The organism is Leucobacter sp. cx-42, from assembly GCF_014529985.1.
Classification (GTDB): Bacteria; Actinomycetota; Actinomycetes; order Actinomycetales; family Microbacteriaceae; genus Leucobacter.
In genome coordinates this window covers 520,473-537,953 of sequence record NZ_JACVMU010000001.1, presented here as the reverse complement: position 1 = coordinate 537,953, position 17,481 = coordinate 520,473, and the positions used below count along the sequence as shown (strand labels likewise).

General features: G+C 61.8%; 18 protein-coding genes. 11 read left to right on the top strand and 7 right to left on the bottom strand.

The features are described 5' to 3' along the window. Nucleotides 1-58: 58 nt before the first annotated feature. The 3 genes from ICM05_RS02400 (at nucleotide 59) to tatA (ending at nucleotide 1,284) form a co-directional block, all read left to right on the top strand. Complete coding sequence (locus ICM05_RS02400) at nucleotides 59-418, top strand: sterol carrier family protein (RefSeq protein WP_188022943.1); 360 nt, start codon at nucleotides 59-61, stop codon at nucleotides 416-418. A 123-nt stretch (nucleotides 419-541) separates the two neighbouring features. Continuing rightward, nucleotides 542-982 (top strand): hypothetical protein, encoded by a 441-nt coding sequence (locus ICM05_RS02395; RefSeq protein ID WP_188022942.1) that lies wholly within the window; start codon nucleotides 542-544, stop codon nucleotides 980-982. Nucleotides 983-1,068: 86 nt separating this feature from the next. After that, complete coding sequence (gene tatA / locus ICM05_RS02390) at nucleotides 1,069-1,284, top strand: twin-arginine translocase TatA/TatE family subunit (RefSeq protein WP_188022941.1); 216 nt, start codon at nucleotides 1,069-1,071, stop codon at nucleotides 1,282-1,284. 138 nt (nucleotides 1,285-1,422) lie between these two features. Here tatA and purF read toward each other — a convergent pair whose 3' ends face one another. Further along, a complete protein-coding gene (purF, locus tag ICM05_RS02385; protein WP_188022940.1) occupies nucleotides 1,423-2,883 on the bottom strand; it encodes an amidophosphoribosyltransferase in 1,461 nt (486 codons plus the stop codon). Nucleotides 2,884-3,006: 123 nt separating this feature from the next. On the opposite strand from purF, the gene purM reads away from it, so the two are divergent. Then, nucleotides 3,007-4,116: a phosphoribosylformylglycinamidine cyclo-ligase gene (purM, locus tag ICM05_RS02380; protein WP_188022939.1), complete on the top strand. Its 1,110-nt coding sequence runs from the start codon at nucleotides 3,007-3,009 to the stop codon at nucleotides 4,114-4,116. A gap of 120 nt (nucleotides 4,117-4,236) precedes the next feature. Here purM and ispF read toward each other — a convergent pair whose 3' ends face one another. The 3 genes from ispF to ICM05_RS02365 form a co-directional block, all read right to left on the bottom strand. After that, nucleotides 4,237-4,722, bottom strand: a complete 486-nt coding sequence (gene ispF / locus ICM05_RS02375; RefSeq protein ID WP_188022938.1) for a 2-C-methyl-D-erythritol 2,4-cyclodiphosphate synthase — start codon at nucleotides 4,720-4,722, stop codon at nucleotides 4,237-4,239. Further along, nucleotides 4,719-5,510 carry a 2-C-methyl-D-erythritol 4-phosphate cytidylyltransferase gene (ispD, locus tag ICM05_RS02370; protein WP_188022937.1) on the bottom strand — a complete coding sequence of 264 codons (792 nt, stop codon included), beginning with the start codon at nucleotides 5,508-5,510 and terminating at the stop codon, nucleotides 4,719-4,721. The genes ispF and ispD overlap by 4 nt, the downstream gene beginning before the upstream one ends. Nucleotides 5,511-5,632: 122 nt before the next feature. Next, nucleotides 5,633-6,118 (bottom strand): CarD family transcriptional regulator, encoded by a 486-nt coding sequence (locus ICM05_RS02365; RefSeq protein ID WP_188022936.1) that lies wholly within the window; start codon nucleotides 6,116-6,118, stop codon nucleotides 5,633-5,635. Between the two features lie 162 nt (nucleotides 6,119-6,280). Here ICM05_RS02365 and ICM05_RS02360 point away from each other — a divergent pair, with 162 nt between their 5' ends. Continuing rightward, entirely contained in the window at nucleotides 6,281-6,853 is a 573-nt protein-coding gene (locus ICM05_RS02360) for a DNA modification methylase (RefSeq protein ID WP_188022935.1), read from the top strand. Between the two features lie 392 nt (nucleotides 6,854-7,245). On the opposite strand, the gene ICM05_RS02355 is transcribed toward ICM05_RS02360, so the two are convergent. Continuing rightward, on the bottom strand, nucleotides 7,246-7,944 hold the full coding sequence (locus ICM05_RS02355) for a response regulator transcription factor (protein WP_188022934.1): 699 nt from the start codon (nucleotides 7,942-7,944) through the stop codon (nucleotides 7,246-7,248). Further along, nucleotides 7,941-9,146 carry a cell wall metabolism sensor histidine kinase WalK gene (locus ICM05_RS02350; RefSeq protein WP_188022933.1) on the bottom strand — a complete coding sequence of 402 codons (1,206 nt, stop codon included), beginning with the start codon at nucleotides 9,144-9,146 and terminating at the stop codon, nucleotides 7,941-7,943. The genes ICM05_RS02355 and ICM05_RS02350 overlap by 4 nt, the downstream gene beginning before the upstream one ends. A 182-nt stretch (nucleotides 9,147-9,328) precedes the next feature. Between ICM05_RS02350 and phoU the strand changes: the two genes are divergently transcribed. The 3 genes from phoU to rlmB all read left to right on the top strand — a co-directional run bounded on the left by phoU (nucleotide 9,329) and on the right by rlmB (nucleotide 12,503). Further along, entirely contained in the window at nucleotides 9,329-9,970 is a 642-nt protein-coding gene (gene phoU, locus ICM05_RS02345) for a phosphate signaling complex protein PhoU (RefSeq protein WP_188022932.1), read from the top strand. Nucleotides 9,971-10,053: 83 nt separating this feature from the next. Next, the gene (gene cysS, locus ICM05_RS02340) at nucleotides 10,054-11,514 is read left to right on the top strand and encodes a cysteine--tRNA ligase (RefSeq protein WP_188022931.1); all 1,461 of its coding nucleotides are present in this window, start codon (nucleotides 10,054-10,056) and stop codon (nucleotides 11,512-11,514) included. Further along, nucleotides 11,511-12,503, top strand: coding sequence for a 23S rRNA (guanosine(2251)-2'-O)-methyltransferase RlmB (rlmB, locus tag ICM05_RS02335; RefSeq protein WP_188022930.1), 993 nt, complete (start codon nucleotides 11,511-11,513; stop codon nucleotides 12,501-12,503). Before cysS ends, rlmB begins: the two co-directional genes overlap by 4 nt. On the opposite strand, the gene ICM05_RS02330 is transcribed toward rlmB, so the two are convergent. Further along, nucleotides 12,504-12,983, bottom strand: a complete 480-nt coding sequence (locus ICM05_RS02330; RefSeq protein ID WP_188022929.1) for an Rv3235 family protein — start codon at nucleotides 12,981-12,983, stop codon at nucleotides 12,504-12,506. Between the two features lie 205 nt (nucleotides 12,984-13,188). Here ICM05_RS02330 and ICM05_RS02325 point away from each other — a divergent pair, with 205 nt between their 5' ends. The 3 genes from ICM05_RS02325 to ICM05_RS02315 all read left to right on the top strand — a co-directional run bounded on the left by ICM05_RS02325 (nucleotide 13,189) and on the right by ICM05_RS02315 (nucleotide 17,385). After that, nucleotides 13,189-14,694, top strand: a complete 1,506-nt coding sequence (locus ICM05_RS02325; protein ID WP_188022928.1) for a sensor histidine kinase — start codon at nucleotides 13,189-13,191, stop codon at nucleotides 14,692-14,694. Nucleotides 14,695-14,732: 38 nt separating this feature from the next. Continuing rightward, nucleotides 14,733-16,499 (top strand): proline--tRNA ligase, encoded by a 1,767-nt coding sequence (locus ICM05_RS02320; RefSeq protein WP_188022927.1) that lies wholly within the window; start codon nucleotides 14,733-14,735, stop codon nucleotides 16,497-16,499. 592 nt (nucleotides 16,500-17,091) lie between these two features. Then, nucleotides 17,092-17,385 carry a WXG100 family type VII secretion target gene (locus ICM05_RS02315; RefSeq protein WP_188022926.1) on the top strand — a complete coding sequence of 98 codons (294 nt, stop codon included), beginning with the start codon at nucleotides 17,092-17,094 and terminating at the stop codon, nucleotides 17,383-17,385. The last annotated feature ends 96 nt before the right edge of the window (nucleotides 17,386-17,481 follow it).

Sequence of the window (17,481 nt, the reverse complement as noted above, 5' to 3'; positions counted from 1 at the left end):
ACAGGATACCCGGGCGGCACACCATTTTCGGCAGCCTGTGAGTTTGTAGGCTGGGGGTATGGCAAAACGGCGAATCTCAGTGGCTGACGGACTTTCTGCGTGCCGTGAGGTGCGGGCGGGTGAATCGGCGCGTACGGTGCGTGCGACCGCAGTGCGCTTCCTGCTGGAAGAGCTCGGGGAGCTTGCCCCTGGACATACCGTCGAGGTCCGCGTGCCACCGTTTGGTGCGGTGCAATGCATCGAGGGTCCGCAGCACACCCGCGGGACGCCCCCAAATGTCATCGAAATGGACGTCGACACCTGGCTTGGCCTTGCGCTCGGGTCACTGACTTGGGATGCGGCGGTCGCTGCTGGCAGCGTTCGTGCGTCCGGATCCCGCGCGGACATTCGCCAACTTCTTCCCATCATTCGCTTGTGAGCAACGCTGGCCCGGCATTTCGAGCGTTGTTCACAATCGCTGGGACGCGGATCGCATACCCACTCATCCACACTTCGGCAGGCCTGAACTGCACGTTCAGCGGAACCTGAGAGAATAGCAACCATGACGACGTCGAGTACTGAACCGACCGCTTCCGAGCAGGCGCTGCCCGAGGTGGCGCAGCCTGAGTCCGCCCAGCCTGCAGCGGCCCAGCCCGCGGCAGCCCAGCCTGCAGCGACTCAGCCGGAGATGGCCCAGCCAGAGGCTGAGCATGAACCGATCGTGACTGAGACGAAGCAGAACGTAGAGATCGTTCGCTCGGTTCGCTACGGCCGCATTCTGGTCGTGTTCGCTGTACTTGGCGGCTTGCTCGCAGCACTTGCGTGCGTGTTCTTCCCCGTAAACCCTGAGCAGCACTACACGCTTGCTCAGATCATGGGATTCATGGCAATGATTGGTGCTGCGGCTGGCCTGTGCGTTGGCGGCATTATCAGCATCCTGCTGAACCTGGCTGCGAAGCGTCGCAAGGGCACCGCAGTTGCTATCCAGTCTGACGTGCAATAATCACGCACGGGGAGCCGGTCTTACTATCCGGCACATGGCCTTGCGTGCCATAATGAACGAACTTGTAATGATCGGAGAACACCGTAATGATCGGTAACCTGTCTGGCGCTCACCTGATCGTCATTCTCTTTATTATCGTGCTGTTGTTTGGTGCACCGAAGCTTCCCGGCCTCGCGAAGAGCCTCGGCCAGTCGATGCGCATCCTGAAGAAGGAAGTTGCGAGCAACACCGAAGACTCCCCGAAGGACGACGCAGCGAAGAGCGAGTCGGCCGACAGCGATAAGAAGGACGAAGCTAAGTAGTTTCTCTGCGCGCGGCGCATGTGCTTTCGGCGCATGCGCCTTTTGTGCATCTCGAACTCAACGGTGAGTGCCGAGAAATTCGCACCAAAACAGTAAGGCCCGGTCAGGAATTCCTGACCGGGCCTTACTGCATAGAGGCTAGCTCTCCTGAGTTGCCTCAACCCAAGCGAGGTAGGCCTCGTCGATGTTGCCAGCGATGTACTCGCCAGTGAAGCAGCTCTCTTCGAGACGCTTGACCTCGGTCTGGCCGTCGAGGATGGCACGGTTCATGCCTTCGACGGTCTGGAAGACGAGGTGATCCGCGCCAATCTCAGCGGCGATCTCAGCCGTGGTGCGGCCGTGAGCGATGAGCTCCTTACGCGACGGCATGTTGATGCCGTAGACGTGGGGGAACAGCACGGGGGGAGCCGCCGACGCGAACGTCACCGACTTCGCGCCTGCCGCGCGAGCCATGTCGACGATCTCGCGAGAGGTCGTGCCGCGAACGATCGAGTCGTCAACGAGAAGCACGTTCTTGCCCTTGAACTCAATGCCCATGGCGTTGAGCTTCTGGCGCACGCTGCGCTTGCGCACTGCCTGGCCGGGCATGATGAAGGTACGGCCGACGTAGCGGTTCTTGAAGAAGCCCTCACGGTATTCGATACCGAGCTTCTGCGCGACCTGCATTGCGCTCGGACGAGCCGAGTCAGGAATCGGCATGACGACATCGATGTCGAGGTTCGGGAGTTCTGCGCGGATCTGCTCTGCGAGCACGTTGCCGAGGCGGAGGCGTGCGTCGTATACCGAGATGCCGCTGAGCACCGAGTCGGGACGTGCGAGGTAGATGTACTCGAACGCGCAGGGAACGAGCTCTGCGTTCTCGACGCACTGGCGTGAGAAGAGCTTGCCCTCGGGCGTAATCATGATCGCCTCGCCCGGAGCGACATCGCGGACGATTTCGAATCCACCAGATTCGAGCACGAGCGACTCAGAAGCGACCACCCAGTCGTCCTGGCCGTTTTCGTCGGTGCGGCGGCCGAGCACGAGGGGACGAATGCCCTTCGGGTCGCGGAATGCCACGAGGCCGTAACCTGCGATGAGCGCGATGGTTGCGTACGAGCCCTCGACGCGCTTGTACACGTTCTCGACGGCCTCGAAGAGCTGCTCAGGCGAGAGCTCAGTGCCGCGGATGCTCGACTGCAGCTCGTTTGCGAGAACGTTGAGCAGCAGCTCGGTGTCCGAGTGCGTGTTGAGGTGACGGCGGTCTACGTTGTACAGCTCTTCGGTGAGCTCGCGAGTGTTCGTGAGGTTACCGTTGTGCACAAGCGTGATGCCGTAAGGAGCGTTCACGTAGAAGGGCTGCGCCTCTTCTTCGCGGTTTGCGTCGCCCTTGGTCGCGTAGCGCACGTGACCAACGCCCATGTTGCCAATGAGGTGGCGCATGTCGCGGGTGCGGAAGCCCTCGCGTACCTGGCCCTTGGCCTTAACCGAGTGGAAGAACGTATCTTCAAGCGTCGTGATGCCAGTCGAGTCCTGACCGCGGTGCTGCAGAAGCAGGAGCGCATCATAGATCTGCTGGTTGGCTGGCTCCGAAGAGACGATTCCGACAATGCCGCACATAGTGGTGTGTTGCTCCCTGTGATTTCAATTGTGGTGAGCGCCGATGCTCCTCGCGTGCGGCGGGAGCGCGGCCTAACTTATCTAGTTTCTCACACCACCAGCTGAGCAGGGTACGCTTGTGGTGTGAGCGAACAGTCATCGATCTATGCGCAGTCCGGAGTAGATACCGCGGCGGGCGACCTTGCCGTCGAACTTATGAAGGCCGCTGTCTCCAAGACGCACGGCCCCGAGGTAGTTGGTGGTGTTGGCGGTTTCGCCGGCATGTTCGACGCCTCTGCCCTGCTGGGCTACAAGAAGCCCCTGCTCGCGTCGTCGACTGACGGCGTTGGCACCAAGGTTGCGATCGCGCAGGCGATCGACAAGCACGACACCATCGGCCAGGACCTGGTCGCAATGGTTGTCGATGACATCGTCGTGGTGGGTGCAAAGCCCCTCTTCATGACTGACTACATTGCGTGCGGCAAGGTTGTTCCCGAGCGCATCGCAGATATCGTTCGCGGTATTGCAGAGGCGTGTGCCGCAACCGGCACCGCACTCGTTGGCGGCGAAACCGCTGAGCACCCCGGTCTCCTCGGTCCCGATGACTACGACGTTGCAGGCGCAGCGACCGGTGTCGTCGAGGCGGATCGCATGCTCCACGCAGGCCTCGTCCGTGATGGTGACGTCGTCCTCGCAATGGGCGCTTCGGGCATCCACTCGAACGGCTACTCACTCGTTCGTCACATCCTTTCGGAAAAGGGCATCGGCTACAACGATCATTCGAACGAGCTCGGTGCGACCTACGGTGAGGCGCTCCTCACCCCGACCGCGCTGTACACCGGCCCGCTGCTGAAGGTGCTCGAGGACCCCTCGCTCGACGGCGCGATTCACTCGCTCAGCCACGTCACCGGTGGCGGTATTGCCGCGAACCTCGCACGTGTGCTGCCAGTTGGCTCGTGGGTTGAGCTCGAGCGTTCGACCTGGTCACCGCTCCCCGTATTCCGTCACCTTGCTGATCTTGGCGGTCATACCCTCGAGTCGCTTGAGGGCGCATGGAACCTCGGCGTTGGCATGTTCGCTGTCGTTGAGGAAGCACGCGCAACCCAGGTTGCTGCTGCACTCACCGCGCAGGGCCTCGACACCTGGGTTGCTGGCAAGATTTCGACCTCGGAGCGTGACTTCACCGGCTTTGAGCAGGGCGCGAAGGGCGTCAACGGCGGCGCTGTGCGCCTCGTTGGTAGCTTCGCAAACTAACTGCTGACACGAAAGCGGCCCCCGGGAATATTCCTGGGGGCCGCTTTCGGTTGTTTGGCGCGCGGTGCCTGTCGCGAACGTGGGGCGCGGATCAGGGCGCGGATCAGGGCGCGGATCGCGTCAGCGCATGATAAGCGCTGTCGCAATGGCCGCGAGGCCCTCGCCGCGGCCGGTGAAGCCCAGACGGTCGGTGGTTGTCGCTGAGAGGCTCACAGGGGCGCCTACGAGTTCTGACATGACTCGCTGGGCTTCCTCACGGCGGGGGGAGAACTTTGGCCGGTTGCCGACGACCTGCACGGTGACGTTTACGGGTTTCCAACCCTCGGCTGCAAGTTGTTCGAGTGCGAGCTGCACGAAGCCGGTGCTCGCTGCGTTTTCGGTGCCAGGAAGATCTACACCGACGAGACCGCCAATGTCGCCGAGGCCGGCCGCGGACAGCAGCGCATCAACGACCGCATGGCAGACGGCATCGCCATCGCTGTGACCAGAAAGCCCGGGCTCGCCCGGCCAATCAATACCGGCAAGTCGCAGCGGCGACTCGGAATCGTACGCGTGCACGTCGAATCCATTGCCGACACGAATGTCGGGGAAGCTCTGCGCGGTCATTCGCTCACCTCTACTGCGTCGATGTTTGCGGCAAGGAAGTGCTCGAGCACCGCCAGGTCTGCCTTGGTTGTGAGCTTGTGTGCGCGCTGTTCGCCCAGCACGGTGCGCACGGCGCCACCATTGCGCTGGACGACCTCCGCGTCATCCGTTGGGAGGGATGCGTTGCGCGGATCTGACCCCTGCAGCTGCGCGGTTTCATGCGCAGCTGAGAGCGTCTCAAAGGGGAAACCCTGGGGCGTCTGGACCGCGACAAGCGTGCTGCGATCGACGGTTTCGTGCACCACTCCATTCGCATCAACGCGCTTGAGTGTGTCGACGACTGGGAGTGCAGGAACAACAGCCTCGCCAGTGCGTTGCACTTCGGCAATCACGCGATCGAAGAGTGTGACACTCGCGAACGGGCGTGCAGCATCGTGCACGAGAACTGTCTCAATGCTCTCTGGGAGGGCAGCAAGGCCAAAACGGACGGACTCGTGACGCTCACGGCCGCCGGGCTGGACCGAAATCTGCCAGTTCGAGTTTGCGGGGAGAATCTTCTGGGCCATCTCGAGGGTCTGAGCCGCATAGGCCTCAGGGACTACCACTACGAGGTGACCAGCGTGGGGGAGCGACGTGATGACGCTCATGCCGAACTCGATGAGTGGTCGGCCGTGGAGCTCAACGAATGCCTTCGGCACGTCCATGCCAAGACGCTCGCCGCGCCCGGCGCCGACGAGTACGGCCCCAAGTGTGGGCAATTCGTGCGGCGTAGCACCGCTCGCCGCCTGTTCATTGTTGAGAACGCTCATGGCCCCCAGGTTACCGGTGACGGCGACCTGGAGGCCATGAAATGTGTGCGTGTTAGACGCGTGCGCCAAAAGTGTTTGGCGTGTGGCTTGCACCTGTTATCGGGTGCGCCCCAAACCTAAACTTAGGAAGCAAGAACCTCGTCGAGAAGCTCCGAAGCCTTATCTTCATCAGTCTTCTCAGCGAGCGCGAGCTCCGAAACGAGAATCTGACGTGCCTTAGCGAGCATTCGCTTCTCGCCAGCAGACAGCGACTTTACTTCCTGATCGCGGCGCCAGAGGTCGCGAACAACCTCGGAAACCTTGATGACGTCACCCGAAGCAAGCTTCTCGGTGTTCGCCTTGAAACGACGCGACCAGTTAGTCGGCTCCTCGGTGAACGGGGTGCGAAGCACCTCGAATACCTGCTCAAGGCCGTCCTTGTCGATAACGTCACGAACGCCGACGAGGTCGCAGTTCTCTGCGGGAACCTCGATCGTCAGGTCGCCCTGGTCGACCTGCAGCTTCAGGAAGAGCTTTTCTTCGCCGCCGATCTTGCGCGTCCTTGCCTCAATGATCTTGGCTGCGCCGTGGTGGGGGTAGACAACCGTCTCTCCAACCTCAAATTGCATTGAGTCACTCCTTCTTCAGTCCAACGACTAGAATACCACAGCCATGGCTATAGACTTAGGTGAACCTAAGCTGCGCCTGATATGCGCATGTCGGTAAGATAAAATCAAACTGTCGCCCCGGAACTACAAGCGGGCGTGGAACCTACGGCTCGGAGGAACCCTTTGAAGATTCGGATTGCCGCATCGATCGCACTCGCAGCTGGCCTCGCACTCGGTGCAACCGGCTGCAGCCTCATTGCACCGGTGGCTACCGTTGATCCCTACGCGCCCAGCGACGGCATCACGGTGTCGGCTGACGGCGTTGACGTTCGCAACATGATCCTCGTTGCTGACGAGACCGGCGAAAACCAGAACATCGTCTTCGGCTCGGTGAACAACACTGGCGCTCCTGCGACGCTGACGGTCAAGTTCGTTGTTGATGGTTCGGCATCATCGACCGCAACCTTCGAGCTTGAAGAAGGCCAGGAGCTCTTCGGTAACCCCGAGGTTCCTGCAAGCGTTCAGCTTGTTTCGATCGACGCTATCGCTGGTTCGACCGTGAAGGCATACTTCTCGGTCAACGGCGGTGCAGAGGTTGAGCACAACGTGCCCGTTCTCGACGGCACCATCAAGGAGTACCAGGCGTACGTTCTCCCCGCGACCGGCATTGCCGTGAACGAGGAAGACGCAGACGCTGCTGACAAGGACGCTGCTGATAAGGCAGATGCAAAGGCAGAGGCTCCCGCAGCGGAGTAATCCTGTCGGGGTCAGCCCCGTTGCAGACACGGTCTGCATGTGTAAAGCGCCTCGCTCGAAAGAGCGGGGCGCTTTTCCGTTGCCTGGCTTGGCAGCCCGTTGCCTGGCGCGGCCGCACGTTCCCTGCCCAGACCTGGCCGACCGCAAGCGGGCACTGCGAAGAGAGGGTGCGCGCGCCGCGTGCTCTGTGCATTCAAGCCCAGACGAGCCGCCCAATAGCCGGTTCGGAGCGGCTTCCTCGAATGTGAGGTGGGCTGGCGCTGGCGTGAGGCGCTATGGAGACTCCGCGAAGTGCTTTGCGCGTGTCACGTGGGGTTGAGTTAAAACCGGGCCGAGTCGCAGGGTTTCGCCAAGGCCGGCGCACCCTTGGGCCTAGCACCGAGAACACCCGATCACCCGAAGCGGTAGCCAACCCCGCGTACGGTCGAGATGAGCTTGGGCGATCCCGGCTCTTCTTCGACCTTCGCGCGCACACGCTTGATGTGTACGTCGAGTGTCTTCGTGTCGCCGAAGTAGTTGCTGCCCCAGACACGGTCGATGAGCTGACCGCGCGTGAGCACGCGCCCTGCGTGCCGCATGAGCATTTCGAGGAGCTCAAACTCGCGCAGCGGCATGGTGACCTCTGATCCGCGCACCGACACCGCGTGCCGGTCGATGTCGAGCCTGATGCCGTGTTCTTCAATGATCGCGTCGCCCGCGGGTTCGGGTTCTGCTGCGGGAGTGGGGGCGGATCCGCGCCTCACTGCCGCCCGCACGCGAGCGAGCAATTCACGGCTCGAGTAGGGCTTCGTGACGTAGTCGTCTGCGCCAAGCTCGAGGCCGACGACGATGTCGATTTCGCTGTCCTTTGCAGTGAGCATGATGATCGGCACCTGCGAAGTCTGACGGATCTCTCGGCACACCTCGGTGCCAGGGAGCGAGGGGAGCATGAGGTCGAGGAGCACGAGGTCTGCGGGCTCGGCAGCGAATGCGCGCACCGCCTCTGCGCCGTCGTCGACGACGGTGACGCGGTATCCCTCGCGCTCGAGCAGGAATGCGAGCGGAGTCGAGATCGATGGTTCGTCTTCAACCAAGAGAATGTGTGCGTTCACGCTGATTCTCCCTTCACAATTCGTTTGGCAAGTTTGAGGCGCTTTGCCTGCTTGTCTTTCGCGCGACCCTTGTGGACCGGGAAAGTGAGAGTGAACGTTGAGCCAACGCCCGGCTGTGACCAGACGGAGACGTCGCCCCCGTGCGCGCGCATGCTGTGCCGCGCGATGCTGAGGCCAAGGCCTGTTCCGCCGTCTTCGCCGCGGCGGGTGCGTGAATTGTCGACGCGGTAAAAGCGCTCGAAGATTCGCGTCTGATGCTCGGTGGAGATGCCCTCACCCTGATCGGTGACGGAGACCTGGAAGCTGTCGCGGTCGACGTACATTCCCACGCCAACGTGGCCGCCTTCGGGGGAGTAGCGCACGGCATTCGAGAGCAAGTTCGAGAGTGCAGATGCGAGCGCCGTTGGTCGGCCATAGATGACTGGATCTTCGGCGGCTTTGGCGGATCCGCGCGTGACATCCGTCATCGTAATCTCAACGTTGTTCTGCACCGCGTACTCGCGAATTGCGTCGACCTGCTGCTCAACGAGCGCGACAAGGTGCACCTCTTCGCGGTCCTCAGGGCGGAGCGTTGACTGCGCCTCAGACAGCTGGATGATGTCGCGTGACAGCTCGCCAAGCCGACGGGACTCCTTGATGAGGCTCTGAGAGAAGTTCTTGACGAGTTCTGGCTCGTTCGCGGCCTCGTGTACTGCTTCTGACAGCAGACTGATCGCAGCGATTGGTGTCTTGAGTTCGTGTGACACGTTCGCGATGAAATCGCGGCGCATTGCGTTTACGCGCTGCTGCTCGCCAAGATCCTCCGCGAGCACCACCAGGAATCTGGTTTCCACCCGCACGACCGAAATGCGCACGGTGTCGTGCGGATCATTCGGGTCAGGCTCTTTCGTGTACGGCACACCTGTGGTGAGGACGCTGCGAGCCTGTGTGAGGAAGTACTGGCTCTGCAGTTGGTTCGCGTTCACGAACCGTTCAACTCGCGCGATTGAGTTCGCGTAGACGGGCGTTAGCGACGCGTCGAGAATGACCGCGAAGGTGTCGATCGCGTCCAGGATTGAGGTCGCAATCACTGGAAGCTCGGGGCGCATGGCTGCGGCGCGCTTGCGTCCGCTTGCACGGGCAATCGTGATTGCGGCCACGAGTGCTGCTCCGGCAATGACGCCAAGCGCTACCGAGAGAAGTACAAGCGCGGTTGGTGTCATGGTTCTTATCGTAGGGCGAGCGCCGCGTGATCACTGGGAGAAATCTTTGCTGTTCAGGCGATGTTCACTTTGTGGATAGTTGGGGTTTACCGTGGCCATTCACAGTAGATTGAGGAAACGGGCGTACGTGCCCGAACTGGAACGTGTGCGAAAACGCACCAGCACCTACAGAAGGAGTACCGATGCGCGAGGTATTTCAGCAGTCGCTTCAGGAAGTTCAGGAGCGTCTCGTCGGCATCGCCGAACTCGTTGAGCAGTCGATCACGCAGGCAACCGCGGCGTTCGGTAATTCCGACGTAGCGCTCGCAGAGAACGTGCTCGACGAGGCGGAGCAGATCGGTGAGCTCGCGCTTGCGCTCGATGAGCTCGCGATCGACATTCTCGCGCGCCAGCAGCCCGTCGCGTCTGACCTGCGTCTCGTCGTTGGCGCATTGCGCATGGGCGCATCGCTGCAGCGCATGGGCGACCTTGCTGAGCACATCGCCCAGCTTTCGCGTTACCGCTACCCCGAGAGCGCGATTCCCAAGGGCCTGAGCAAGACGTTCGCGCGTATGGGTGAACTCGACGTTGAGATGGCGCAGCTCGTTGTGAAGCTCCTCTCGACCCAGGACCCCGAGGTGATTGAGGCGATCCGCGATCTCGATGACGACCTCGATGAGCTGCACGCAAAGGTGTTTGAGAAGGTGCTCAGCGACAAGCTCGCGAACAACCCGATGGGCGTCGTCGACGCGACCCTCGCAAGCCGCTACCACGAGCGATTCGGTGACTACGCGGTGAGCGTCGCGAAGCAGATGCGCTACTTCCTCGTTGGTGAACTGGCCTAATCTCGGCCTGATCTGCGCTGACCTGCCCTGAGCTGGAGAATAACTGAACGCCGGCGCTTGCGTCGTGCGGGTAAGCTAGTGACGTGAAACAACGCATCTACGACTCGCGCGCGCAAGACGTCGTCGACTTTATTCCCCTTGAAGCGGGCAAAGTTGGCATGTACGTCTGTGGTCCGACCGTGCAGTCGGCGCCGCACATTGGGCACCTCCGCAGTGCGCTCGTGTACGACCAGATCCGTCGCTGGCTCGCTGCCACCGGCCACGATGTGCGTTTGATCCGCAATGTCACTGACATTGATGACAAGATTCTCGACAATGCGCGGATCGCGCAGGCCGACGGATCTACCGAAACTTGGTGGGCGCTTGCCTACCGCGTCGAGCGTGAGTTCACAGCAGCGTATGACGCCCTCGGCGTGCTTGCGCCGACCTATGAGCCGCGTGCAACCGCGAACATTCGCGAGATGATCGACCTCATCGCGCTCCTCATCGAGCGCGGCCACGCGTACCAGGCGAACGATGGCACGGCGAACGTGTACTTCGACACCGCCAGCTGGTCTGAGTATGGCGCCCTCACACGTCAGAAGGTCGACCAGATGGAAGACGCTGCAGACTCCGAGCCCATGGGCAAGCGAGCTCCGCAAGACTTTGCGCTCTGGAAGTCGCACAAGGCGACCGAACCCGTGAGTGCTTCGTGGGATTCCCCGTGGGGCCGTGGTCGTCCAGGCTGGCACATTGAGTGCTCGGCGATGGCTACGCGCTACCTGGGTGAACACTTCGACATTCACGGCGGCGGCCTTGACCTTCGTTTCCCGCACCATGAGAACGAGCTGGCCCAGTCCGCTGCGGCCGGTCACGGCTTTGCGAATCACTGGATTCACAACGGCCTCGTCAACACCGGCGGCCAGAAGATGTCGAAGTCGCTCGGCAACTCGCTGTTTGCGGCTGACTTGCTGAGCTCCGCGCGACCGATTGTGTTGCGCTACTTCTTGGGATCCGCGCACTACCGATCGGTACTCGAATACTCGGCTGACTCACTCACCGAGGCAGCAGCGGCATTTGGTCGCATCGAGTCGTTTATTGATCGCGCGAGTGAAAAGCTTGCTGAATCGAGCGCTGGCGTGCCCGTATTCGGCGGCAGCGCAACGGTCGCCGAACTGCCTGAGGCGTTTGCCAAGGCAATGTTCGATGATTTCGCACTGCCGCAGGCGCTTGCTGCGATCCACGACGCCGTGCGCGCGGGTAATTCCGCGATTGACGCAGGCGATGCCGTCACGACGGCTGCTCGCGCTACTGAGGTAGCTGCGATGCTTGACGTGCTCGGACTCGATCCGCGCGCGACCGAGTGGGGTGACGGTGCCGTAGGTGAATCGAGCGATGCCGCTTCGGCCGCTCTTGATGAATTGATCACGGCGCTCATTGAGGAGCGTCGCGATGCCCGTGCCAACAAGGACTTCGCCACAAGCGATGCGATCCGTGACCGACTCGCGTCGGCTGGAATCGCCCTTGAAGACAGCCCGACCGGAACCCGCTGGAGCCTGACATGAGTAATAAAAGTAGCCGTACTGGAGCAGTCCGTAAGAAGGGCCTTGGTAAGGGCGTAGGCTCTGGTGGCCAGGGTCGCCAGGCGCTTGAGGGCCGTGGCCCCACGCCGAAGGCAGTGGACCGCGAGTACCACCCCGCGCACAAGGAAAAGATGGCGCGTGAGCGTTACGAGGCTGCAAAGGCACGTCGTGCCGGCGGCCGTAATGCCGCTCCTGTAAAGCGCAAGTCTGGCGACGAGAGCGAGCTCGTCACGGGTCGTAACGCGGTGCTCGAGGCACTGCGCACGAAGATCCCCGCGACCACGCTGTACGTTGCTGCGCGCATCGAGATGGACGATCGCACCCGCGAGATCCTTCGCCTTGCGACGAACCGCAACGTTCCCGTGCTTGAGATCATGCGTCCTGAGATGGACCGCATGGTTGAGCGCGACACCGTGCACCAGGGCATCATCCTCAAGGTGCCGCCGATGGAGTACGAGCACCCGCTTGACGTTCTCCAGAGCGTCATCGCAAAGAACGAGACCCCGCTGCTCGTTGCGCTTGACGGCGTGACCGACCCGCGTAACCTCGGTGCGATCATCCGTTCGGTTGCTGCGTTCGGTGGCCAGGGCGTCATCGTTCCCTCGCGTCGTTCGGCAAGCCTGAACTCGGCAGCGTGGAAGACTTCGGCAGGCGCTGCCGCTCGTATTCCCGTTGCACGCGCAGCGAACCTCACCCAGACCATCAAGGAATTCAAGAAGCAGGGCGTCTTCGTGATCGGCCTTGACGGTGGCGGCGACGTCATGATTCCGAACCTTGAGCTGGCCGACCGCCCGCTGCTCGTTGTCGTCGGCAGCGAGGGCAAGGGCCTGTCGCGTCTTGTCACCGAGACCTGCGATGCAATCGTGTCGATTCCCATCTCGTCGGCGACTGAGTCGCTCAACGCAGGTATTGCAGCCAGCGTCGCGCTCTACGAGATCTCGAAGCTGCGCGCGGAGCGTTCGGCAGAGTAATTACAAAACAGTGACTGCGGTCACGCGCCACCGACCTTTGTCGTGTTCAGCGCGGATCGCAACAGCTATGGCAGAGGCCGCGGTGTTGAGAATCACCGCGGCCTCTAGCGTTCCCTGGACCGGCGACGTGAGGTGCACGCCCTGCACTGTCGGCACCACACGCTTCGCCCCCGAACTCGCAAACCTGGTTTCTGCGCGGGCTGCGCGCAACTGGGAGAGATTCTGCGCAACGTCGTACGTGACAAGTTTTCCCAGCTGAGCGACGAGACGCACGCCGGTGATGACCTCAAACACCATGATGGCGATCCGCGCAACTAATGCCTCGCTTGGCAACTCTGGTGCGCTCCCAACGATCGCGACCGGCGCGACCGGATCTGGTCGCCACGCGCGAGCGGGCGCGGATCGTCCATCCCGCACCACATGACTCTCGAAGTACGTCTGTGGTGGTGACGGCGAGCGTAGTGATTGCACAGCGGGCATAAACGGCTCCTTTGGAAGGGTGCGATCGCGCGCCAGATCCCCGAGATTTCTGGTGTCAACGTTCGCGGCGTGAATGGAAAACCAACGATAAAGGCATGCGATTACGGGTCGTCAACGGAACTTGTGCCTTGTGAAATTTTGCCTAGGTGCCGTCTTCTTTCGCCATCTCGACACGAGGCGTTGCGCACTTGGTTAGGCTTATGGCATGCCAACGTTGCGTTCACTCACCACGAAGTACTCGACTCTTTCGCCGGAAGAGATCGATTGGCTCGAGCGCCTTGGCCTCGACCTCCCGCTCCTCGCTGATCTTTCACTCAGTGACGTTGTTTTGTGGGTACCGACGGAGGAAAACAGCTACCTCGCGATCGCACACAGCCGGCCCGCTGGTTCGATCACGCTGTTCTACCGCGACATCATCGGTGAGTTCCTCCGCCATGACTGGCGTGAAGTGGTCGACAAGACCATGGAAACTGAGAAGCCAGCCGCTTCGACCTCGCCAGCTTGGTACGAGGAGCACCCGATGCGCCTGACGGCCTACTCGGTGAGCCGTCGTGACGAGCAGGGTGGCGTGCACGGTCCGTTCGCTGTCCTTACGGTGCACACGAGCGCTGAGGAGACACAGGTCGCCTCGCGCATCGCAGCCGCTTCGAAGGAGATCGCTGAAGACCTCTTCGGAATGGCACAGACGGGTCTCTTCCCGTCCATGAACTCTGAGTGGGGCAGCGCACAGGGTGCGCCGCGCGCCGCTGACGGTCTCGTGCGAATCAACCTCGAGGGCACTGCGACCTTCGTGAGCCCGAACACACAGACCACCTTCTCCATGCTCGGCTACCGCGACGAGATTGAGGGCGAGAACTTCTCTGAGGTCATCGCTGAGATCGTGAAGGGTCAGTTCGACACCAACGAGTCGTTGCCGCTCATTGCGCAGGGCAAGGTTGCGCGCCGCCATGAGATCCACGCGCGTGGCCGCTCGGTGACGCTGCGCTCGATCCCGATCTACCACGGCAATACCCGCGTCGGTGGTGTGGTGCTGTCGCGCGACGTGACTGAGGTACGCCAGCAGGCGCAGGAACTCATCACGAAAGACGCGACGATCCGCGAGATTCACCACCGCGTGAAGAACAACCTGCAGACTGTGGCTTCGCTGCTGCGCGTGCAGGCTCGCCGCGCCCGCAGCGAGGAAGCTAAGCAGGTGCTTGGCCAGGCAATGCGCCGCGTTGCTGCGATTGCAGTGGTGCACGATACGCTCTCGACCGGCCTGTCGCAGATCGTCGACTTCGACGTCGTCTTCGATCGCGTGCTTGGCCTCGCGGCTGAGGTCGCGTCGCTGCACAACACGACCGTGCAGCTCAAGCGCGTCGGCAAGTTCGGCGAGCTGCCCTCTGAGTACGCGACCCCGCTCGCGCTCGCGCTCACCGAGATCGTGACGAACGCGGTCGAGCACGGCCTTGCTGGCCGTGAGGGCGAGGTGTTCATCAAGGCGGATCGCACCGAGGAACGCCTGGCAGTCGAGGTCATCGACTCCGGCACCGGCCTGCCCGGTGGCACGGTTGGTGACGGCCTCGGAACGCAGATCGTGCGTACCCTCATCGAGGGTGAGCTTGGCGGCTCGATCGTGTGGGGCGCTGACGTCGCTGGCGGCACGCGTGTCGCTATCGAGGTGCCGCTGCACTGGCTCGCAGCAGAGACGCGGCCGATTCCCACGCTGTAGCGTGGTGTGGGGGTCGTTCCGAGAGGTACGATAGACGGGTGATTACCCGGCTCAGCTCATTCTTTCTGAAGACCCTCCGCGAGGACCCTGCAGACGCAGAGGTCGCAAGCCACAAGCTCATGGTCCGTGCAGGATACATTCGTCGCCAGTCGCCGGGTGTATTCGGCTGGATGCCTCTGGGCCTGCGTGTTCGCCGCAAGCTCGAGAACATCATCCGTGAGGAGATGAACGCAGCTGGTGCGCACGAAGTGCACTTCCCTGCACTGCTGCCGCGCGAGCCTTACGAGGCAACCGGCCGCTGGGAAGAGTACGGCGACGCGCTCTTCCGTCTCCAGGACCGCCACGGTGCAGACCACCTGCTCGCTCCGACGCACGAGGAAGCCTTCACCACGATGGTGAAGGACATCGTTTCGTCGTACAAGGAGCTGCCGGTCACCCTGTACCAGATTCAGGACAAGTACCGCGACGAGGCTCGTCCCCGCGCAGGTCTGCTGCGTGGCCGCGAGTTCTCGATGAAGGACGCCTACTCGTTCGACGTTTCGGACGAGGGCCTCGCTGCAAGCTACGAGAACATGCGTGATGCGTACGAGCGCATCTTCACCCGCCTGAACCTCGATTACGCAATTGTTGCGGCTGACGCCGGCGCAATGGGCGGATCGCGAAGCGAAGAGTTCCTGCTCCCCATCGAGATCGGTGAGGACACCTTCGTGCGTTCGGCTGGCGGCTACGCTGCAAACGTCGAGGCATACAAGACTCCGGTTCCCGCTGAGATTCCGTTCGACGGCCAGCCCGAGCCCGTTGTCTATGATTCGCCGAACACTCCGACAATCGACACCCTCGTCGCGCACACCAACGCTGTGCTCGCACGTGAGGACGGCCGCGAGTGGACCGCCGCTGACACGCTCAAGAACGTCGTGCTCGCAGTGACCGATCTCGAGGGCAACCGCGAGGTCGTCGTTATCGGCCTGCCCGGTGACCGCGATGTCGACATGAAGCGCGTTGAGGTTGCATTCCCCAACTGCGAGGTTGAGCCCGCAACTGCTGACGATCTCAAGAAGCACCCCGGCCTCGTTCCCGGCTACATTGGTCCGTCGCTCGACGGCGCTGCTGTGCTCGGCGAAGAGGGTTCGACCGGCGTTCGCTACCTGCTTGACCCCCGTGTTGTTTCGGGCACCTCATGGGTGACCGGTGCAAACATCGCTGAGAAGCACGTTGCGTACCTCGTCGCAGGCCGTGACTTCACCGCTGACGGCATTGCCGACGTTGCGACCGTTCGCGATGGCGATCCCGCGCCCGACGGAAGCGGCCCCATCGAGACCGCACGCGGCATGGAGATCGGCCACATCTTCCAGCTCGGTCGTAAGTACGCTGAGGCGCTCGGTGCCAAGGTACTCGACGAAAACGGCAAGCTCGTCACCGTCACCATGGGTTCGTACGGCATCGGCGTGACCCGCATCATGGCGATCCTCGCCGAGCTCAACCACGACGACCGCGGCCTCATCTGGCCCCGTGAGATCGCACCTTACGACGTGCACATCGTTGCGACGGGCAAGGACCCCGCGATCCAGGAGATCGCAACCGAGCTCGCAGAGAAGCTCGACGCAGCTCGCATCGAGGTCATCTTCGACGACCGCCCCAAGGTTTCGCCCGGCGTGAAGTTCGGCGACGCCGAGCTGCTCGGTGTGCCCCGCGTCGTCGTCATCGGTCGCGATGCGGCTGAGGGCTTCGCTGAGGTTTGGGACCGTGCCGCTGGCACCAAGGAAAAGGTCGCCATCTCGGAGGTTCCCGCACTGTTCGGTGCGTAAGCCTTAACGGCTATTGCTGGAGCGCGCTCACCCTTCGGGGTGGGCGCGCTTTGTGTTGTGTTGTGTTGTGTTTGTTGTGTTGTGTTGGGCTGTCGCGGGGCGGGGCGGGTGCGTTTCTCGTGGGGTGTTCTGTACTTTGGGTGAGTGAGATTGGCGGATCTCTTTGCTCCGGTGCTTCGGCTGGGTTACTCATCGGGGTTCGCTGCTTGAACACCTCGTTTTTCTGCGGGTTTTCGGGGTGAGTACCGCGAAAAGGGGTGTTTCTCTCGAGATAGATAGTTGCAGGCAGCAGAAACGGGTCGTCTCGAGAGAAATGGGTGTTTTCGGCGTAATTGTCGCACTGAGGTGCGCAGGAGTGGCTCAGCGTTGAGGCGTTCTGTGCTGCTCACAGGTCGGGCCGGGCTTCACGGGAGACAAGTTATCCACAAGTTTGGCTGCGCGACTTCAGATGTCAGTGGCTTCCACTAATGTCGACGACATCAGTACCACTCCCTGGCGGGGATGGTCGGTGGGTGCTGCTGAAGCGTCGAATTGACGCGAGACAACTTTTGGCTGACGGGGGCGTTGCCAAGCCAATTGAAAGGAACGCCCCATGGCAAACGTCACAGTCTCTTACGACGAGCTCAATGCAGCGGCCGGTCGGCTTGATGCCGGCAAGACCGAGATCATCAGCAAGCTGCGCGAAATGCAGCAACAGATCCAGTCACTCGTGTCTTCAGGCTTCGTCACGGACAGCGCTTCGAAGCGATTCGAGTCTTCGTACGCGGAGTACACCGCATCAACGAACACCGTCGTTGAGAAGCTCACCGAGATCCGCCAGTTTGTGCTGAGCGTTGCGCAGGCGCATCAAGAGATGGACGCGCAGATCGCATCCCGTATTCAGTAGTTCCTCATGCTTTTGGGGTCACTGGTGCACGCCAACCGTTTGACTACGGGCGGCTGCCCTGGTGACCCCGCACGTGATCGTGAATGACAACTTCTT

Excerpts from the sequence above, each read along its gene's own strand:
- ICM05_RS02400 (WP_188022943.1), top strand. The coding sequence starts at position 59 with ATGGCAAAACGGCGAATCTCAGTGGCTGACGGACTTTCTGCGTGCCGT.
- ICM05_RS02395 (WP_188022942.1), top strand. The coding sequence starts at position 542 with ATGACGACGTCGAGTACTGAACCGACCGCTTCCGAGCAGGCGCTGCCC.
- tatA (WP_188022941.1), top strand. The coding sequence starts at position 1,069 with ATGATCGGTAACCTGTCTGGCGCTCACCTGATCGTCATTCTCTTTATT.
- purF (WP_188022940.1), bottom strand. The coding sequence starts at position 2,883 with ATGTGCGGCATTGTCGGAATCGTCTCTTCGGAGCCAGCCAACCAGCAG.
- ispF (WP_188022938.1), bottom strand. The coding sequence starts at position 4,722 with ATGACCGCGCAGAGCTTCCCCGACATTCGTGTCGGCAATGGATTCGAC.
- ispD (WP_188022937.1), bottom strand. The coding sequence starts at position 5,510 with ATGAGCGTTCTCAACAATGAACAGGCGGCGAGCGGTGCTACGCCGCAC.
- ICM05_RS02365 (WP_188022936.1), bottom strand. The coding sequence starts at position 6,118 with ATGCAATTTGAGGTTGGAGAGACGGTTGTCTACCCCCACCACGGCGCA.
- ICM05_RS02350 (WP_188022933.1), bottom strand. The coding sequence starts at position 9,146 with ATGACACCAACCGCGCTTGTACTTCTCTCGGTAGCGCTTGGCGTCATT.
- phoU (WP_188022932.1), top strand. The coding sequence starts at position 9,329 with ATGCGCGAGGTATTTCAGCAGTCGCTTCAGGAAGTTCAGGAGCGTCTC.
- rlmB (WP_188022930.1), top strand. The coding sequence starts at position 11,511 with ATGAGTAATAAAAGTAGCCGTACTGGAGCAGTCCGTAAGAAGGGCCTT.
- ICM05_RS02330 (WP_188022929.1), bottom strand. The coding sequence starts at position 12,983 with ATGCCCGCTGTGCAATCACTACGCTCGCCGTCACCACCACAGACGTAC.
- ICM05_RS02325 (WP_188022928.1), top strand. The coding sequence starts at position 13,189 with ATGCCAACGTTGCGTTCACTCACCACGAAGTACTCGACTCTTTCGCCG.
- ICM05_RS02315 (WP_188022926.1), top strand. The coding sequence starts at position 17,092 with ATGGCAAACGTCACAGTCTCTTACGACGAGCTCAATGCAGCGGCCGGT.